The following is a 17,264-nucleotide window of genomic DNA, read 5'->3' on the forward strand; positions in this document are numbered from 1 at the left end:
TGGGTATGATCGACTCGTGATCAATGGGAGCCACACTATGTCTGCATCCGCGACATCGGCGTCGGCCGGTTCATCGGCCGCGCTGCCGGGTACTCCACCCTCGCCCGATCTGCCCGCCAGTGCCACCGCCATTGCGTGGACTGAGAAGCTGATTAGCTTCGATACCACAAGCCGCCTGCCCAACCTCGGATTGATTGAAACAGTACGCGACTACCTGCGCTCAGCCGGTCTTGACGCGACGCTGACGTACGACGAAACGGGCCAATGGGCTAACCTGTTCGCCACTGTACCGGCCCATGACGGCACTACACACGGCGGCATCGTGCTGTCCGGCCACACCGACGTGGTGCCGGTTGAGGGACAGCAATGGGACAGCGATCCGTTCGTTGCCCGCATCGACGACGGTAAGCTCTACGGGCGCGGCAGCTGCGATATGAAGGGGTTCATTGGCACCGCGCTCGCTTTGCTGCCGCAGATGCAGTCGGCGAAGCTCGCCAAGCCGATTCATTTCGCGCTGTCGTTCGACGAGGAAGTGGGTTGCGCCGGCGCCCCCCTGCTGCTCTCGGATCTGCAAAAGCGCGGCCTGCGGCCCGAAGGCTGCATTGTTGGTGAGCCGACCAGCATGCGCCCGATCGTCGCCCACAAGGGAATCAATGCCTACCGCTGCTGCGTGCGCGGGCACGCGGCCCACTCATCGCTGACGCCACAGGGGCTCAATGCAATCGAATATGCGGCGCGGCTGATTTGCCACATACGCGACGTCGCGCAGCGCTACCGCTCACACGGGCCGTTCGACACGCTCTACGACGTGCCATTTACGACCGCACAGACCAGTACAATCACCGGTGGCAACGCGATCAACACGGTCCCAGCGCACTGCGAATTCCAGTTCGAATTCCGCAACCTGCCGACGATGGATCCGCAGGCCATCCTGGCGCAGATCGAGACGTATGCGCGTGATACGCTGCTGCCGCAGATGCGCCGCGAGCATCCGGACGCAGCCATCGAGATCTCAGAGATCGCCGCTGCCCCGGGGCTGGACGCCAGCGAGCAGGCGGCGATCACGCAACTGGTACGGGCGCTCACCGCCGACCAAGCCAAGCGCAAGGTCGCATACGGCACCGAGGCCGGCCTGTTCCAGCGTGCCGGCATCCCGACCGTCGTCTGCGGGCCGGGCAATATCGAGCAAGCCCATAAGCCCAACGAATTTGTTTCGCTCGAGCAACTTGGCGCGAGCGAGTCATTCATTCACAAACTGATCACCAGTCTCGAGGTTCATGCACATGTCTGATTGGGCCGTGCCGCCGCCTGTTTCGAAGCCGTTGCCCGCGTCCGCGGCGAACCTATCGACAACGCCCGCGTCGGTTGATGGCCAACGCGTACCGACGCTGGATGATATCGCCGCGCAGCACCTAGCGCTCGCCCCATGGGTGATTCGCACGCCGACCTTCGATCGCAGCGATTTTCCGTCCCTCGAAGGCACGACGGTCAACTTCAAGTTCGAGTTATTCCAAACCGCAGGCTCCTTCAAAGTGCGCGGCGCGTTCTCCAACCTGCTGGCGCTGAACGACGCGCAGCGCAGCGCCGGCGTCACATGCGTGAGCGCCGGCAATCACGCGGCCGCCGTCGCGCACGCCGCGATGCGCCTGGGTATCAGCGCTAAGGTGGTGATGCTCAAGACGGCCAGCCCAACGCGCATCGAGTTGTGTCGGCAGTACGGCGCCGAAGTGGTATTCGCCGACGATGGCGCGCAGGCGTTCGACAAGGTCCGACGCATCGAGGCGGACGAGCGGCGCTGCTTCATCCATCCGTTCAATGGGTATCGCACCGTGCTCGGTACCGCGACGCTCGGCTACGAATGGGCCACGCAGACGCCAGCACTGGACGCGGTGATCGTACCGGTCGGCGGCGGCGGGCTCGGTGCGGGTGTCGCCACCGCGTTGCGCCTGGTGAACCCGCGCCTTCATGTCTATGGTGTCGAGCCGGAAGGGGCCGACGCGATGAGCAAGAGCTTCGCGGCAAACCATCCGGTGAAGATGGGCCCGATGCGCAGTGCCGCCGATTCGCTGTTGGCGCCGCACACCGAGGCGTACAGCTACGAGCTGTGCCGCCGGCACATCGACCGGATGGTTACCGTCTCCGATGACCAGTTGCGCGTGGCCATGCTGCGCTTGTTTGAGCAACTGAAACTGGCTGTCGAGCCTGCGTGCGCAGCGGCGCTCGCCGCACTGCTCGGGCCGCTACGCGATGCGCTCGAAGGCAAGCGCGTCGGCGTGCTGCTGTGCGGCACCAACACCGATCCCGATACGTTGTACCAGCACCTAACCTACGCGCGCACGCTGTCGAGCTAGCTTTCCGTTTCCTGAAGCGTCCCTATCCCGAGGTACGTGTCAGATTCTTCACGCAATTCGAATACGGGTGGCAATTGAAGGAAATGCGTGGCGAATGTTTCAGCGCGATAGTTCGATGCCTTCGTGATTCGCCAATCTTGCCGATTGCGGGCTTGGCTGCACTTCGAGCACCGTCACGGTCGGCTCAATAGACAGGCCAGGCTCGATGGACGGGCCACTACAGATCGTTTAGCATGGGCGTTTTCGCCTTCCCATTTTCGACGCGTTATCGATGAGTTCCCCCCTTCACTCGCAGCCGGACAGCCCTTGCATCGGCGTATGCTCCACGTTATTTGACGAAGTCTGCAAAGGCTGCGGCCGGACGGCGGCGGAGGTGTCAAACTGGGTGTTCATGACCGACGATGAAAAGCGCGCGGTCTGGAAACGCATCACGCGCGATGGAACCGCGATGCGTTTCACGCGCGCCGCCGATTGAGTCGCAGGCCAACGCAACACTTATGAACGCGCGCTGCGGGCCCTGGGCAGCCGCCCCGGGAGTGGATCGCCTACGCGCTAGCCAAACTGCCCCGAGCAGAGCGCTTCATGCTGGCAACGTCGTTTTTTGCGCGGGGCGAATGACCGACCTTCCCCATCGTTCAAGACAGGTCAACAGGGAGAGGCAAGGCGTGACCCTACGGCGTAGTAGCTAATAAACAAAAGCCATTTCACGCCAACAACACGGTGGCGGCGTGACTTCGTTCGGCGCGCTGTGCGCTGCCCGGTTTCGGGCCAGGGAAAATGCTCGTCCACGTCAATCAGACGCTCAATCAGGCAAGCGTGAAGCGAAGCATGTCGTCGGCATCGGACAGGCATTGCGGAGTTCGTGCCAGTGCAGTGCCGGCAGTCACGTCTACGCAAACGCCGGTGCAAAAGATCGTCGTTAAGAAAGTTAACAAGCCCTCGCCTCGCCCTGGCATCTGATTTATCGAATCGGTTACGCGCCGTGGGCGGCACGCTTGTTGCGCGATAACCGGTCATCGGGGGCCAATCCGGCCGCCGCGCTTCCAGGAGATCGGTATGTCCACTTTATCCAAAGGCGACAAAGTCCAATGGCAAACTTCGCGGGGACGCACGGACGGCGTCGTCACCCGTAAGGTGACAGGTACCGCTAAGGCGGGCCGCCACGTCGTTAAGGCATCTGCGCGCGACCCTCAGTACGAAGTCAAAAGCGCACGTACCGGCAAAACTGCAATCCACAAAGCGGATGCGCTAAAGAAAGTGGGCTAACGATCCGTGGCGATAGTGTCGCGTGGCCCCCGCTCTATGGTGACGCTTCGGTTGCGGCCCACGCGCAAAGGCGTATAATACTGTATATCCATACAGTATTGCCATCGCGATGGAATTGCTGAAGAAGCTAGAAATTTTGGCAGACGCGGCCAAATACGATGCATCGTGCGCCAGCAGCGGCGCGCCTGAACGAGATGCACGAGCGCGTGTTGGACTAGGTGCCAGCGTAGGCGCCGGAATTTGCCATAGTTACACGCCCGATGGCCGGTGCGTGTCGTTGCTGAAGATTTTGCTGACCAATTTTTGCCAGTACGATTGCCAGTATTGCGTGAACCGGCGCTCCAGCAATGTCCCGCGCGCGCGTTTTTTGCCGCAGGAGGTCGTCAATCTGACGATGGACTTCTACCGGCGCAATTACATCGACGGCCTATTCCTCAGTTCCGGCGTGATCCGCAGCGCCGATTACACGATGGAGCAGTTGGTTCATGTGGCGCGGTCGCTGCGTGAAGAGCACCAATTTCGCGGTTATATCCATTTGAAGACAATCCCGGACGCCGATCCGCGGCTCATCTTGGAAGCTGGCCAATATGCCGACCGGCTTAGCGTTAACATCGAACTGCCGACCGACCGCGGCCTGCAACGGCTGGCGCCCGAGAAAAACGCGTCGACGATTAAGCGCGCCATGGGATCGATCCGTCTGGCTCGGGAACAAGCACAGAGCGAGAAACATGCGCCACTCAACGCGCCGGCCGGGCAAAGCACGCAAATGATCGTGGGCGCCGATGATGCCGACGACCGCACCATTTTACGCACCGCGCAAACGCTGTACGGTGCCTATCAATTGAAGCGCGTGTACTACTCCGCTTTCAGCCCAATCCCGGACAGCCCGTCCGCGCTTCCGTCGCACGCTCCGCCGCTCCTGCGCGAGCATCGACTGTATCAGGCGGACTTCTTGTTGCGCGGTTATGGTTTTCGTGCTGAAGAGCTGTTTCAAAAAGACGGCGATCTGCCACTGGACATCAACCCAAAGCTAGCCTGGGCGTTGGCGCACCGCGAATCGTTTCCGGTCGATCTGAATCGCGCGCCGCCGTGGCTGATCGCACGCGTACCGGGCATCGGCGTACGCAATGCAAAACGGCTGGCGCAGTTGCGTCGCGTGCGCGCGATCCGCTATCACGATTTGATTCGCCTGCGTTGCGTAATGGATCAAGTCAAATCATTTATTGTGGCGCAGGACTACAGGCCCGCACGAGTCGATATGCCATCGGAACAGCTGCGGCACGCCCTGTCGCGCGCGCCCGTACAATTGGCGTTGCTATGAATGGCGCGTGCCCGTCCACGCTGATAGTCGATGGCGGCTACGCCAGTTGGCGCTCGCAGGCGTTGCGCGCGCTTGCGGCGCGTTGGCCACCAGAGGCCGTGACATGGGTCGAACGTGGTTCGGTAACAAGCGCCACCACGGCACAAATGCCGCTGGACTATCCAACCACCGCACCGGTCGTATGCGACGAGCAGACGCGGGAATCCGGCGCGGACAGCGGCAGCACTGGCTTGCGCGTGAGTGTCTCGAGCGCGTTGGCCTCGCTGCTGCAGGACGCCGCGCTGTATCGTTCGCCGCAACGTTGGGCGCTTTTGTATCGGGTTGTGTGGCGATGGTGGCATGGCGATCGGGCAGTGGCATCGGCGGCCGACGAAGACGGCGCGCGACTGCACGCGATGGCCAGGTCCGTGCGTCGTGCCAAGCACGACATGATCGCGTACGTGCGTTTTCATCGACGTGGCGGCGCTGCGATGCCGGAATATCTGGCCTGGTACGAACCCGAGCATGACGTGTTGGCATACGCCGCAGAGCACTTTGCACGCCGCATGGGAACGTCGTCCTGGTGGATCGGCACGCCACAGGGCACGGCGCTATGGGATGGCGCGACGCTGCAGTTCTCGGCCGTATCCGGCGATGCGGTGGCAATACGGGCCGATGCCGCTGTCGACGAAGTTGAGTCGCTGTGGCTCGCCTATTACAAAAGCACTTTCAATCCGGCGCGGCTGAACGAAACGGCACTGCACCAGCACATGCCGGTGCGCTTTTGGAAAAGTTTACCTGAGGGACCGCTGATACCGGCGATGATCGCCGACGCGCGAAGTGGCACGCGTCGTATGGCGCAGGCTAGCACAGTGCGCGCGATGACAGGCAAGCCGGTCATCGTGGACGCGCAGCGCGCGCGGCCGTCACGGCCGGTCCCGTCTTCGCTCGACGAATGCCGTCGCTGTGAATTGTGGCGCAATGCTACCCAGGCGGTGCCGGGCCACGGTCCGGAAACCGCCCGGATGATGCTGATCGGCGAACAACCAGGGGACTACGAAGACTTGGCCGGCCGTGCGTTCGTGGGCCCCGCCGGTCAGGTGCTGGACGAGGCGCTGCGCCGCGCCGGTGTGCCGCGCGACACGGTTTTCCTGACCAATGCAGTCAAGCACTTCAAATGGCTTGCGCACGGCAAGCGGCGTTTGCACAAAACGCCAGCGCAACGCGAGATCGACGCTTGCGCCCATTGGCTAGAGCACGAACTGGCGCGTGTACGGCCAGCCGTCATCGTTACGCTGGGTGCCACGGCGCTGAGGGCGGTCCTGCGCCGCAACGTCAACATGCAGGACTACCTGCACGCTCCTGTACGGCTCGGCGATACGTGGCTGGTCGCCACGTGGCACCCGTCCTATGCGCTGCGAGTAGACGACGCTGCGGCGCGGGAAAAGATCGTTGCGGCAATGGGAAAAGCCGTCGCGTGCGGACAGCAGTTGGCCACGGCAGCTGTTGACGCGGGATGCGCGCGAGGCATGCAGGACGCGTCATTAGCCCGGCTCACATGCCGCATTTTTTATTATCGAGTAGGCTAGCCAAGGCCTATATCCGCTAGGCACGACTTACGAGAACGCTGCCAGCGCAAGGCGCGATACGAATCTTGTACTACGCCCCCTCATGATATATATATTTAAAGGAGCCGTTATGAGTCGTATCCTCGTTGAATTACCGGATTCGCGGATTGAGGAGTTGGCGGTTATCGTGGAGACCGAACATCGTCCACGCGCTGCCATCATTCGTGACGCAATCGAGGCGTATATCTCCCAGCGCAAGCGCACACTCGGGGCAGACGTCCTCGGGTTGTGGAAGAGCAAGAAAGTCGACGGCCTTGCCTACCAGCAGGAGCTCCGCTCCGAATGGTAAAGGCGCTTTTTGACACGAACATCCTGATCGACTATCTAAGCGGAATCAACGCTGCGAGGAAGGAGCTGGAGCGCTATGAATATCGTGCGATCAGCACGATTACCTGGATGGAGATCCTTGTTAGTGCCTCCACAGAGGAAGAATCTGCGATTCGAGCATGGCTCAGTTCATTCGATGTAGTCGCCCTCGATAATGCGATCGCGAACCGGGCAGTGGAGATTCGAAAAACCAAGCGGATTCGGTTGCCGGATGCCATTGCATGGGCGACGGCACAGGTGCACTCGCTGCTGCTTGTCTCACGCAATACGAAAGATTTCCCTGCGGACGAACCAGGCATGCGCGTCCCGTACAAAATTTAGGAAAGCGCAATGGCTTACAAAATCGTGCGTGCTGAGGGCCGAACAACGTAAGCGTTTTTTCGTCGTCTGGTCGCACGACTGCGCGAACGCGGGCCGCCGGCAAAAGTAATTGTCGCCAGACAGAAGACGAAGAGCGCACGGCTCTGGGTGTACGTGCGCGACGACAGCCGTTCAGGCTCGGCGCAGCCGGCTGCGGTGTGGTTTGCCTATTCGCCCGAGCGCAAAGGTATCCATCCCCAGACCCATCTGGCCGGATTCGAGGGCATTGTGCAGGCCGATGCTTACGTCGAGCCACCTGCAAGGACCGGGTTTTGTTCGCACGTGGAAACGCGCACATAGCCGATTTTCATCCGTAGGCTTGTTGACCTATGGACACGTCGTACCGATTGCTCCGCCGTAGTCCATAGAAACGATCGTTTTATCGAACCATTGCAAGCGCGGCAAATATGGCACATAAACACCTATGCGTGTAAGCACCCAAATGGAGGGCATTATGAGCACTGTGCGCTGGAATATTGCCGTGTCATCCGACACGGATCAGTCCGTCCGCATGTTCCTTGCATCGCAAGGCGGCGATCGCAAGGGCGATCTATCGCGTTTCATCGAGGAGGCGGTACGCACCTATATCTTCGAGCGCGCCGTTGAACAGGCTAAGGCGGCGAACGCCAACGTGAGCGAGGCTGATTTGACGGCTATCGTGAACGAAGCCGTGCAATGGGCGCGTGAGCACTGATGCGGGTCGTCCTCGATACCAACATGTTGCTCAGTGCGCTGCTCTCGCCGCACGGCTTGCCGGACACCATCTATCGTGCATGGCAGAAGGATCGTTTCGACCTGGTGACATCGGCCGCGCAAATCGACGAACTGCGCCGCGCGAGCCGCTACGCGAAGTCCAAGGATGTGCTCCAGCCGCACCGCGTCGGCACGATGGTCAACAACATGCGGCGCTCGATCATGCTAGATGCGCTGCCGCCTCTGCCGGATGGCATCGAGGTCAACGATCCGAACGATGCGTTGCTGTTGGCGATGTCCTTGGCCGGCGAGGCCGACTATCTGGTGACCGGCGACTATCGCGCCGGGCTATTGCAACGCAGCAGTATCAGTCGTGCGCGCATCATCACGCCGGCGGCCTTCTGCGCCGAGACGCTGTGACATTACTCTAGTCGGACCTTCAAAATTCAAAATTTAGATGACAAGATTCGTGCAAGGGAAGTGAAACAGAACAGGTCGTGGCGCAGCGCCAAAGCGAGCGCAGCCACCCAAGCACAAAAAAGGCGGGCTTGATGCCCAATCGGGTAATGGCGCGCAGCAGCCAGCGCAGGTTATAGCCTGTCGAGCACAGCACGGCATGTACCGCATCACCCGTGACGCCTTTGAGCCAGCAGCGCCGCATTCCATGATCCTGTTTGAGATGCCCGATGATCGGCTCGATGGCTTGACGCCGCTTCAAACGACGCTGTTGTGCCGGGTTCAGCCTGTTGAGTTTTCCGCGATGCATCCACTGTACGGGCGCAACCTGAGCATCCACACCACGAAAGCCCAGATCGGTCAGCACAGTCTTGACACGTGGGGCACCGGCCAGATCCTGTAGCAGGATCGAGGTTTGTTCGAGCTGTTGGGCCAAAATGTGGCCGTCGTAGGGATTGCCAGCGAACGCTCGCGTCCCGACAATGAGCCCTTGTTTGTGCGTGATAGCCAGGCTCACCTTGACGCCGAACTCGTACGGTTGGCGGGCCTTGCCTTTACCGATGCATGCCACTTCCGGCGCGTGTAGTGCGTACAGTTTGTCTTTGTCCTTGGGGCGCTGTCGGCAAATGCGCCAGGCTTGTTGCAGCCACATGTGCAATGGCACTTGTCGCTCGTGCGAGATCTCGCCCAGCTTGCGCTCGATCTCGCGCAGCACTCGGCCCAACACGGTACGCTGACGCTTGAGCACGCGGTGCAGACGCTTAAACTGCTTGGCATGCGCGTAGCCACCGGCACGTCGGCGTAGTCGTTTGCCTTCGCGCTCGTAGGTTTGCTTGAGCGCCAAGCCCGCGTGCTGTGCCAAGCGCACCAGCTTGCTACGCGCTACCTCCAGCAGCCGGCTGTCAGTCGGATAAGCAATCGCTTTCTCTTGGACGGTAGTATCCACGATCACGCTCTCACATTCGACTGGCTTGAGCACCTTCATTTGTGCGGCAGCGGTCATGGTCGCGGCCAGCCATTCTTCGATGCCGGCTTCACCCAAGGCTTGCCGAAAACGCACTAAATTGGTCGGATCACATGGCAGGCGTGGCTGAAAGTACTGCTCACCGCAGAAGAACTGAAATTACACATCCTGTGCCCAGCGCTCGCATACCGACTCATCACTTTCGTTGTAGGCATGCTTCAGATAGAGCAGCCCCACCATCAATCGGATTGACAGTCGAGGACGACCGGCTACGCTTACACCGGCGCCAGCCAGCTTCGGCGCCATCCCGAACAGATCGGGCACTGTGCTGCTTTGACCTTCGCGCGTGCGCCGCTCAAACAGCGGGACGAGCGTCGCTTCAATCGTGCTCCATGGCATACGCGTGGCCAGCACCACAAGCGGGTGCCGCAGATCAATCATCGCGTCCAGGCGGCTACGAAAAAAATCTGGTGTCCCACAAGAACTTGTCTGGCTCGTGCTCATCGGCAGTGTTTAAAACTCCCAGAAATTTCCCCTATTGGATTATCTTTCTGGGAGTTGCGCAACCCCTCGATTGATTTCTGCGCCTGACCGCAACAGCATCTCAAACTTTTTTCAGGGCCGACTAAGTAAATAAAATATTCCTATTTAGTCGGTTCTGAATAAACCGCAGACGTTGGTGCAGTAAGGCTCTGAGGCCAGAATGGTGTTGTGGGAATTGCAAGAGGCAGGCATATTAATGCGAGATTCCTGCAAATTTCGACGAGGTTCGGATGGGTCCGAAGACGCCGGTGCCAGAGGGAGATTTGTTTCGCCAACCGCTGCGCGAGCAGATCAACTTGAAGCATCCGTTGGTTCGTCTGGCCGATCTAATTGACTGGGACCGATTGAGCGCGGCGATGAGCGCGAGCTTCGTGTCGCAGCGCGGCCGGCCGGCAACGTCGCCGCGTTTGATCGCGGGGTTGCTGTATTTGCAGCACGCCTTCGACTTGTCGGACGAGGATGTGGTCTGGCAATGGCTCGAGAACCCGTATTGGCAGGTGTTCACCGGCGAGACGTACTTGCAGACCAAACCGCCGATCGATGCGTCGAGCCTGACGCGCTGGCGCAAGCGGCTAGGCGAAGCCGGCGTTGAAGAACTGTTGGCTGAGACAATCGAAGCGGCCAAACGCGCGAACGTCATCAAGACTTCGAGCCTGAAGCGGGTGATCGTCGATACGACAGTGATGGAAAAGGCGATTGCGCATCCCACCGATTCGCGCCTGCTCGAGCGTTGCCGAGAACATCTAGTCAAGGCGGCCGCCTGGCACGGGCTGAAGCTGCGGCAAAACACCAATCGCGAGGCTCCGCGCCTGGCAAGTCAGGTAGGCCGCTATGCGCATGCGAAGCAGTACAAGCGGATGAACAAAGCGCTGCGCACTTTGCGTTCTCGAGTGGGGCGCGTGATGCGCGATCTGGAGCGGCAACTCAATGGTGTCGCTGGGCAAACTCGCGCGGCGTTGGAAGAGCTGATCAGCCGCACGAAGCGGATTCTCACGCAGAAGCAGAAGGACAAAAATAAGCTGTATGCGCTGCATGCGCCGGAAGTAGAATGTCTGGCCAAGGGTAAAGTACACAAACCGTATGAATTTGGCGTGAAGGTGTCGATCACGACCACGCACAAGGAAGGTCTGGTAGTCGGCGCTCGTTCGATGCCGGGCAATCCGTACGACGGGCACACGTTGGTTGAAGCGTTGGAACAAGCAGCGATCCTGAGCGAGGTGCAGCCGCAGATCGCCATCGTGGACCGTGGCTACAAGGGTGTAGCCATCGATGAGGTGAAAATCTATCACCCGGGTTTGCGTCGTGGCATCACACGCGGCTTGCGCGCAATGATCCGGCGGCGCAGCGCGATCGAGCCGGCCATCGGACACATGAAGTCAGACGGCAAGCTCGATCGAAACTGGCTCAAGGGTGCGCTGGGCGATGCCATCCACGCGGTGCTGTGCGGCGCCGGCCACAACCTGCGCATGATCCTGCGCAAGCTGCGGCTTTTTTACGCCCTGATTCTCCTCGCTTTGCTCAGCTTCAAAACCGCTGCGCCCTCGGCTGCATGACTTCATCTGCGAGCTAAAACGAATTGTTCAGGCCCAACTATTTATATTTAGCATAACGGAATCATTGGGTTATATCGACTCTCCATCTCTAGTCAACGTTAGCGGTATGCAGCCCATGCTGCATGCAACGACGGGCCAGTCCAACCAGCCCACGAGAACAGGCACCAGCCAGCTCAAATGCTCAAGCTCGGCTCAAGCCCATTGACGAAACAACTGGCTACATTCACGCAGCAGCGTTCGGCATTCAATATGCTTAGCCTTAACCAATAAACGCAGCTGGGCAATCGTAAACACGGTGTGCCTTTGCTAGCCTTTTAGCCTATCGCCTAAGGCTGCGCCATCGCCTTCTGTTAGTCTTATCTGCCTGCGGCCGGCAGAGCAGGCCCATGCCAGCCGCTATCCGGTGTGGGCGGTACATGGCTGCCAGCCCTGCCACCCACAGCTTTGTATCATTTAAATCGGAATCCGCTGGCGATCAGCGAGCTGGAAACGAAGGTGGCCGTGCGTTAGACTGTGTCCCCCAAGTCGAAGGTTTATCACCTAATGTGATATCTAGCGTTGCACCATCGCGTATCGCGTTAAACGGTAGCCAACTACTGTCATAGGGATAACCGTTCAATTTAACACTCTGAATATACGTGGACGATGCATTCGCCGCATTGATGGTGAGTACCTTGCCATTACCCATTTTTACCACGGTTTTAGGAAAGAGCGGTGACGCGATCGTCAAACCTGGGACGGCTGGAATGGCCGGATATAATCCCAGCGCCCCCCAAACCAACCAACCTGACAGTGCACCGACATCATCATTACCGGGCAATCCCGACGGTCGCGTAGTAAACTGGGTGTTGACGATCCGACGCACCACTTGCTGAGTCTTGAATGGCTGAGCAGTCCAATTATATAGCCATGGTGTCGCGAAAGAAGGTTCGTTGCCAATCCACATGTGAAGGTCGTCCGAACCAGCATTAATGTAGGTAAAAAACGAATCAAGTCGATTAATTGCTTGGTCTTCTCCTCCCAGTTTTTCAAACAAGCCTTGAATATCATAAGGCACCATCCATGTATATTGCTCTGCGTTACCTTCAACGTAGCCGTGAGGACCAGGAGTGTAAGCCGTCCAGCGACCGTCTGCATTGCGCGGCTGAAGCTGCGGATAAGGTTGACCTGGAACTGCATCCAGTTCGATAAAAATGGTCTTCAATTTCCAGAGCGCAACAGCAATTTTTTGCCATTTCAGCATTGCCTAATGCGAGTGCAAACTGAGAAATAGCAAAATCTGTGTTCGCGTATTCCACTGTGGTCGACGTATTGCCATTTCTATTAAAAAAWTCATAATACGTCCGGTCTGCAGGCAAATAGCCGAGCGTACAGTAGTCGTCTAGACCGGGTAAAATAGTTACGTTTTTACATTTTTGGCATTCGCCAAGCGCAGTATTGAACATGATACCAAGCGCTCTGCGAAGATCAAATTGATTTGCACCATAGAAATAGCTTTGTGCAACAACAATAGATGCCGAATCACCCGCCATCACATTGCTTGTTGTATTACCTTCAACCCACTGCGGAAAAATACCCCCACACTGCTGCGCGTCGGCAATAAGTGAGGTCATCATATCACTGAGCTCGCGTGGCGACAGAATCGACAGCAGCGGTATCAGAGAACGGTATATGTCCCAATTAGAGAAATTGGTGTAATGAACACGCCCAGCTTCTGTTTTATGTATTTCATCGTCAAACCCTAAGTAATCTCCATTTACATCACTAAACACGGCTGGTCCGGTAAAAGCATGATAAAGTCCTGTATAAAACTTTTTCGTATCTTCATCACTACCGCCGCTGACCTGAATAGCATTCAAATATTGGTTCCAGCTGGCATCCGCCTGTGCACGGATGGCGTCGAAGCTTGCCACACTTTCAGACTCGAGGTTTAGCTTGGCATTATCGACGCTGACATACGACAACCCAACTTTCATACCAACGACCAAATCCGATGCTTTTTTGCTAGAGGGGTTAAACGTTAGAGTCTGCAGTGTTGCCATCAATCTTGCTCGTGAATGGCTGATCCAATCTAGCATAAAAATATAATTTATAATATTGTCTATTATTGCAAAAATCACCTCCCATCGTCCAGCCCGATAACGCCTTTTCATCACCTTCGACGGTAGTAATATTACCCACCCCTCTGTTAGTTTTTCCTATTATTTTAAGTATTGCAGGTTTGCCAGCAGGATAGGTCAAGCGCGTTGCACCAGTGCGCAATGTCGCAGTTAATTCAACATTTACACCATTATCCAATAAAACTTTATAATATCCTGGCTTGGCTGTTTCATTTTCGTGACTAAAAGATGATCCACCGAGTTGACCTTCCTCCGTAGCTGGAAAAATTGGAAAAGCTCCGCCAGCATCGCATCCCACCCCGCTGACGTGAGTCATACTGAAGCCAGTGATACGATTTTGGCTATAATGATAGCCTGGTGGACTCCATTTGCCAGGCACGCCTGGCGTATCCGGTCCCCATTGCACCATTCCAAACGGAAGTTGTACTGCGGGTGTGGTAAAGCCGCCAAGTGAATCTTCCTGAGACCCAGAATCGAACGGAGGTGTTCGATCCGTTCCGATCATTGGATCGACATATTGAGTTAGCGGTATTTCTTTTGGCAGCAAGTCCGAAGTAGATGCCAACACGCTACCAACCATATTAAATGTCAAAAAAGCAGCGCCACACAGATAAAAAAAATTCATTTTTCACCCTTAATTCAATTTAATCAACCAGCAATATAATATGTATTTCCTATAATTCAAATTATAAATTAAAATCAATATATAAGTAATTATCCGGTGTACATAATATACAACAACATCGTATAAGCAATATCGTGCCCCATATTTTCACCCATAGTAAAGCACCATCTATGAGTCTTTTCAGGCCTTACATTCTCCGGCCGCACTCCCCAAGGTTGGCTCCCGAGTAGATCAGGTGTTCCATTCGACCCATCGCATATGGACCAACCGTCTGGAATTTCCGTTCCGAAAAATGGTATAATCATGCCTTTTACAAAATTCGTTACTTCCTATATTATTTATAATATAATCCATATCAGCATGAACCGCATCGCCGCTGACCGTAATACCATTACCCTTACCAACCTTCAATCCCTCATTGGATGATAATCCTGAGTCCTCTGCCAACTTTACGGCCACACCAGTGCTCAACACCTCAATGCCCTTGCCTTCTTTGACTGACACCTTGTCACCCGAGACCTCTACACCGTTGCCCTCGCCAACCTTCAATCCCTCATTGGATGATAATCCTGAGTCCTCTGCCAACTTTACGGCCACACCAGTGCTCAACACCTCAATGCCCTTGCCTTCTTTGACCGACACCTTGTCACCCGAGACCTCTACACCGTTGCCCTCGCCAACCTTCAATCCCTCATTGGATGATAATCCTGAGTCCTCTGCCAACTTTACGGCCACACCAGTGCTCAACACCTCAATGCCCTTGCCTTCTTTGACCGACACCTTGTCACCCGAGACCTCTACACCGTTGCCCTCGCCAACCTTCAATCCCTCATTGGATGATAATCCTGAGTCCTCTGCCAACTTTACGGCCACACCAGTGCTCAACACCTCAATGCCCTTGCCTTCTTTGACCGACACCTTGTCACCCGAGACCTCTACACCGTTGCCCTCGCCAACCTTCAATCCCTCATTGGATGATAGTCCTGAGTCATCTGCCAACTTTACGGCCAGCAAGCCACTAGTTTCATTGCATTCCAATCCCATTCCGGGCTTCCCGATATCTTCGTCCTTAGGGCTGCCCACTGCTTTCCATCCTGCATTGGCTCGGTTGATCAATGTGGCAAATCATCCGCTACTGGAATTTTGTGCGTATCAAACGCCTGTTTTAGCTCATCAGTCGTGCTAGGCGCAGTGGACGGACTTGTTTCGTTCAGTTCACGGTAGGGCTCTTGTTTAGACAGACGGGACATGAGAGGCTCCTTTCAAAGGTTAAAAGACACAACAAGTTCAAATTAGCGCTACTTAAATCCTTTGTTTCTCTCTGATATAAAACAATTTATTGTCTCTGACGTAACCCAAATTAAACGGGTCACTGCCCTCAGCCTGTTCTTCTCGGGACGCAACTTGAAGCGTGCTAATACCAAACGCCTCCACGCTTGAGGAGAACTCAACTGCATGCGCTGGCATACGCTCGCATGTCAAGGCTAGGTCGACGACACCAGCGGCGTTTTCTTCACAACTGATGTGCCAAGTTAGTCCTGTATCTGGCAGGGGCCCACACCAGTCCAGCGCTGGCGAAAAACTGACCCCCGACGCACCCGCGTTCCGCAACTTCAGTTCAACAGTCTCTCCGACGAGCACGCAGTCCTCGCTAGGACAAATGCGCAGCGTGTGTGTTTTGCCCCAACGAAGCTGACTCGGCTCAGCTGCCTCCGTAACCGGTTGATCATCGAGCGTGATATCAAATTGCTCCCACGGCGACGTCGGGATCGCGCGTACAGTGAACGTATACTGATCCGGCTCAATGTTATACGGGGCATCGACACTCGCCTCGACAGACGTTTTATCTTCCGTTGGATGATAGGTAAAATAGGCCCAACCCTCTTCGTCGGTAGTACACGATTCTGTTCTCTTCGGCGTCTTCCATTGCACCACCACGTTGTCGGCAGGCACTTTCGCCACGCTATTGCATACTCGCACTGCCAGCTGCACCGGTTCGTTCGATGGAATAACCGGCCAGTGTAGCGGTTCTGGATGCTCGCTAATTGCTAATTGATAATGCCCAACCGAACACGGCAATATAAAACGGTCCGCATGATAAACACTGTCAATGGCGATATCAAGCTCGCCGCTGGCGGCATTACCACACTCGATGCGCCACGGTGCGGTGACGTGCTGCGCATCGTCTTCGGGATCTTCGGGATTTGACTCAGTGGCGCTGAGCATGACCTTCAGCCGCTCAGCTTCGTCGGGATTGTCCAATTCACCATAAACATCAGTGCCTGGATAAAGACCGTCCTCGGCCCAACCATTGTCTTCTTCGGGCAGCAGCGTCATCATATGTGTCGCACCACGGCAAATTGGTACCCGGCCATCGGGCAGCAGCGGTGCGATATGCGTGTTACTGTTACCTTCAAAATGAATGCGCACTTTGCCGTCCTGCAACTTCAACGGTGGTAGATGGAGCTGCACCGCCACCCCCGGGTGCACCGAGGCATCGGTGCTACTTCCTGCCACATGCAACTCGCCCTCTCTGAACGGCCATTCGACGGCCAGGTGCGTCGCTTCGGGTGGCTCATGCTCAGGATCGCTTAAACTCACTTCAGGGTTGCGCCCGGACGCCAAGCGCACTTCGAATTCTCTGTCGCCGTCCTCGTACGACTTAAAAAATACCTCGCGTGAAAGCCACTGTGTATAGTCATCAGCGGCCAGGCGATTGTCCGAGCCAGCCGTTGGTAGTTTCACGCAGTCTTTCTTTTCACTGGGCCAGGCGCGCAATTCAGCGTACGGCTCCTTGCCCCCTTGGAAACGAGTCGGCTGATACTGAAACGACAGCTGATACCCATAGTTAGTCGCGTCCAGCTTGCGTGGATTGACCGGCAGCGCAAACCGCTGCTGGACAATGCCCCTTTCTAAATACAGATAATTTAGGCCAGTGCCAAAATCTTTCTCTTGTGCCACTCCCGGTGCATCGGGAGTGGCCACATTCCAGCCATTGTCAGGGTCAAGAAAATTTTTTTCAAAGGTTCCATTTTTCAGTAAGTTGCGGCCAGTCTTGCGTGGAGTTGTCATGATCAA

General features: G+C 56.7%; 17 protein-coding genes and 2 pseudogenes. 12 read left to right on the plus strand and 7 right to left on the minus strand.

Annotated features, from left to right (window positions below):
- Positions 1-37 precede the first annotated feature (37 nt).
- The 11 genes and pseudogenes from argE (at position 38) to RBRH_RS07255 (ending at position 8,345) form a co-directional block, all read left to right on the plus strand.
- Complete coding sequence (gene argE / locus RBRH_RS07215; protein ID WP_041753582.1) at positions 38-1,291, plus strand: acetylornithine deacetylase; 1,254 nt, start codon at positions 38-40, stop codon at positions 1,289-1,291.
- Positions 1,278-2,351, plus strand: coding sequence for a pyridoxal-phosphate dependent enzyme (locus tag RBRH_RS07220; RefSeq protein WP_013435452.1), 1,074 nt, complete (start codon positions 1,278-1,280; stop codon positions 2,349-2,351). The genes argE and RBRH_RS07220 overlap by 14 nt, the downstream gene beginning before the upstream one ends.
- A 271-nt stretch (positions 2,352-2,622) precedes the next feature.
- Entirely contained in the window at positions 2,623-2,826 is a 204-nt protein-coding gene (locus tag RBRH_RS07225; protein WP_013435453.1) for a DUF1289 domain-containing protein, read from the plus strand.
- Between the two features lie 581 nt (positions 2,827-3,407).
- Positions 3,408-3,617 carry a hypervirulence associated TUDOR domain-containing protein gene (locus RBRH_RS17180; RefSeq protein ID WP_013435454.1) on the plus strand — a complete coding sequence of 70 codons (210 nt, stop codon included), beginning with the start codon at positions 3,408-3,410 and terminating at the stop codon, positions 3,615-3,617.
- Positions 3,618-3,726: 109 nt separating this feature from the next.
- Positions 3,727-4,938, plus strand: a complete 1,212-nt coding sequence (locus RBRH_RS07230) for a putative DNA modification/repair radical SAM protein (RefSeq protein WP_013435455.1) — start codon at positions 3,727-3,729, stop codon at positions 4,936-4,938.
- Positions 4,935-6,506: a UdgX family uracil-DNA binding protein gene (locus RBRH_RS07235; protein ID WP_013435456.1), complete on the plus strand. Its 1,572-nt coding sequence runs from the start codon at positions 4,935-4,937 to the stop codon at positions 6,504-6,506. The genes RBRH_RS07230 and RBRH_RS07235 overlap by 4 nt, the downstream gene beginning before the upstream one ends.
- Before the next feature lie 109 nt (positions 6,507-6,615).
- Complete coding sequence (locus tag RBRH_RS07240) at positions 6,616-6,834, plus strand: ribbon-helix-helix protein, CopG family (protein WP_041754296.1); 219 nt, start codon at positions 6,616-6,618, stop codon at positions 6,832-6,834.
- Positions 6,828-7,193, plus strand: coding sequence for a type II toxin-antitoxin system VapC family toxin (locus RBRH_RS07245; RefSeq protein ID WP_013435458.1), 366 nt, complete (start codon positions 6,828-6,830; stop codon positions 7,191-7,193). The genes RBRH_RS07240 and RBRH_RS07245 overlap by 7 nt, the downstream gene beginning before the upstream one ends.
- Before the next feature lie 96 nt (positions 7,194-7,289).
- Positions 7,290-7,478, plus strand: a pseudogene (locus RBRH_RS17185) (IS66 family transposase); the annotation flags it as partial.
- A gap of 208 nt (positions 7,479-7,686) precedes the next feature.
- The gene (locus RBRH_RS07250) at positions 7,687-7,926 is read left to right on the plus strand and encodes a ribbon-helix-helix domain-containing protein (RefSeq protein WP_041754297.1); all 240 of its coding nucleotides are present in this window, start codon (positions 7,687-7,689) and stop codon (positions 7,924-7,926) included.
- Complete coding sequence (locus RBRH_RS07255; RefSeq protein WP_013435461.1) at positions 7,926-8,345, plus strand: putative toxin-antitoxin system toxin component, PIN family; 420 nt, start codon at positions 7,926-7,928, stop codon at positions 8,343-8,345. The genes RBRH_RS07250 and RBRH_RS07255 overlap by 1 nt, the downstream gene beginning before the upstream one ends.
- 19 nt (positions 8,346-8,364) lie before the next feature.
- Here the strand turns inward: RBRH_RS07255 and RBRH_RS07260 are convergent.
- Positions 8,365-9,849, minus strand: a pseudogene (locus tag RBRH_RS07260) (IS5 family transposase).
- Between the two features lie 269 nt (positions 9,850-10,118).
- Here RBRH_RS07260 and RBRH_RS07270 point away from each other — a divergent pair.
- Positions 10,119-11,441 (plus strand): IS5 family transposase, encoded by a 1,323-nt coding sequence (locus tag RBRH_RS07270; protein ID WP_013435465.1) that lies wholly within the window; start codon positions 10,119-10,121, stop codon positions 11,439-11,441.
- A gap of 475 nt (positions 11,442-11,916) precedes the next feature.
- On the opposite strand, the gene RBRH_RS20915 is transcribed toward RBRH_RS07270, so the two are convergent.
- The 6 genes from RBRH_RS20915 to RBRH_RS07285 all read right to left on the minus strand — a co-directional run bounded on the left by RBRH_RS20915 (position 11,917) and on the right by RBRH_RS07285 (position 17,258).
- Positions 11,917-12,645 carry a glycoside hydrolase domain-containing protein gene (locus RBRH_RS20915; protein WP_162145551.1) on the minus strand — a complete coding sequence of 243 codons (729 nt, stop codon included), beginning with the start codon at positions 12,643-12,645 and terminating at the stop codon, positions 11,917-11,919.
- Entirely contained in the window at positions 12,527-13,483 is a 957-nt protein-coding gene (locus tag RBRH_RS17195; RefSeq protein ID WP_157864377.1) for a glycoside hydrolase domain-containing protein, read from the minus strand. Before RBRH_RS17195 ends, RBRH_RS20915 begins: the two co-directional genes overlap by 119 nt.
- Positions 13,455-14,186 (minus strand): hypothetical protein, encoded by a 732-nt coding sequence (locus tag RBRH_RS18840; RefSeq protein WP_013435468.1) that lies wholly within the window; start codon positions 14,184-14,186, stop codon positions 13,455-13,457. Before RBRH_RS18840 ends, RBRH_RS17195 begins: the two co-directional genes overlap by 29 nt.
- Positions 14,187-14,417: 231 nt before the next feature.
- Positions 14,418-15,269, minus strand: a complete 852-nt coding sequence (locus tag RBRH_RS07280) for a hypothetical protein (protein WP_041753587.1) — start codon at positions 15,267-15,269, stop codon at positions 14,418-14,420.
- A 29-nt stretch (positions 15,270-15,298) separates the two neighbouring features.
- Entirely contained in the window at positions 15,299-15,436 is a 138-nt protein-coding gene (locus tag RBRH_RS18850; RefSeq protein ID WP_157864379.1) for a hypothetical protein, read from the minus strand.
- Positions 15,437-15,488: 52 nt separating this feature from the next.
- Positions 15,489-17,258, minus strand: a complete 1,770-nt coding sequence (locus tag RBRH_RS07285) for a hypothetical protein (protein WP_157864380.1) — start codon at positions 17,256-17,258, stop codon at positions 15,489-15,491.
- Positions 17,259-17,264 lie beyond the last annotated feature (6 nt).

It is taken from the genome of Mycetohabitans rhizoxinica HKI 454 (assembly GCF_000198775.1).
GTDB classification, from domain to species: domain Bacteria; phylum Pseudomonadota; class Gammaproteobacteria; order Burkholderiales; family Burkholderiaceae; genus Mycetohabitans; species Mycetohabitans rhizoxinica.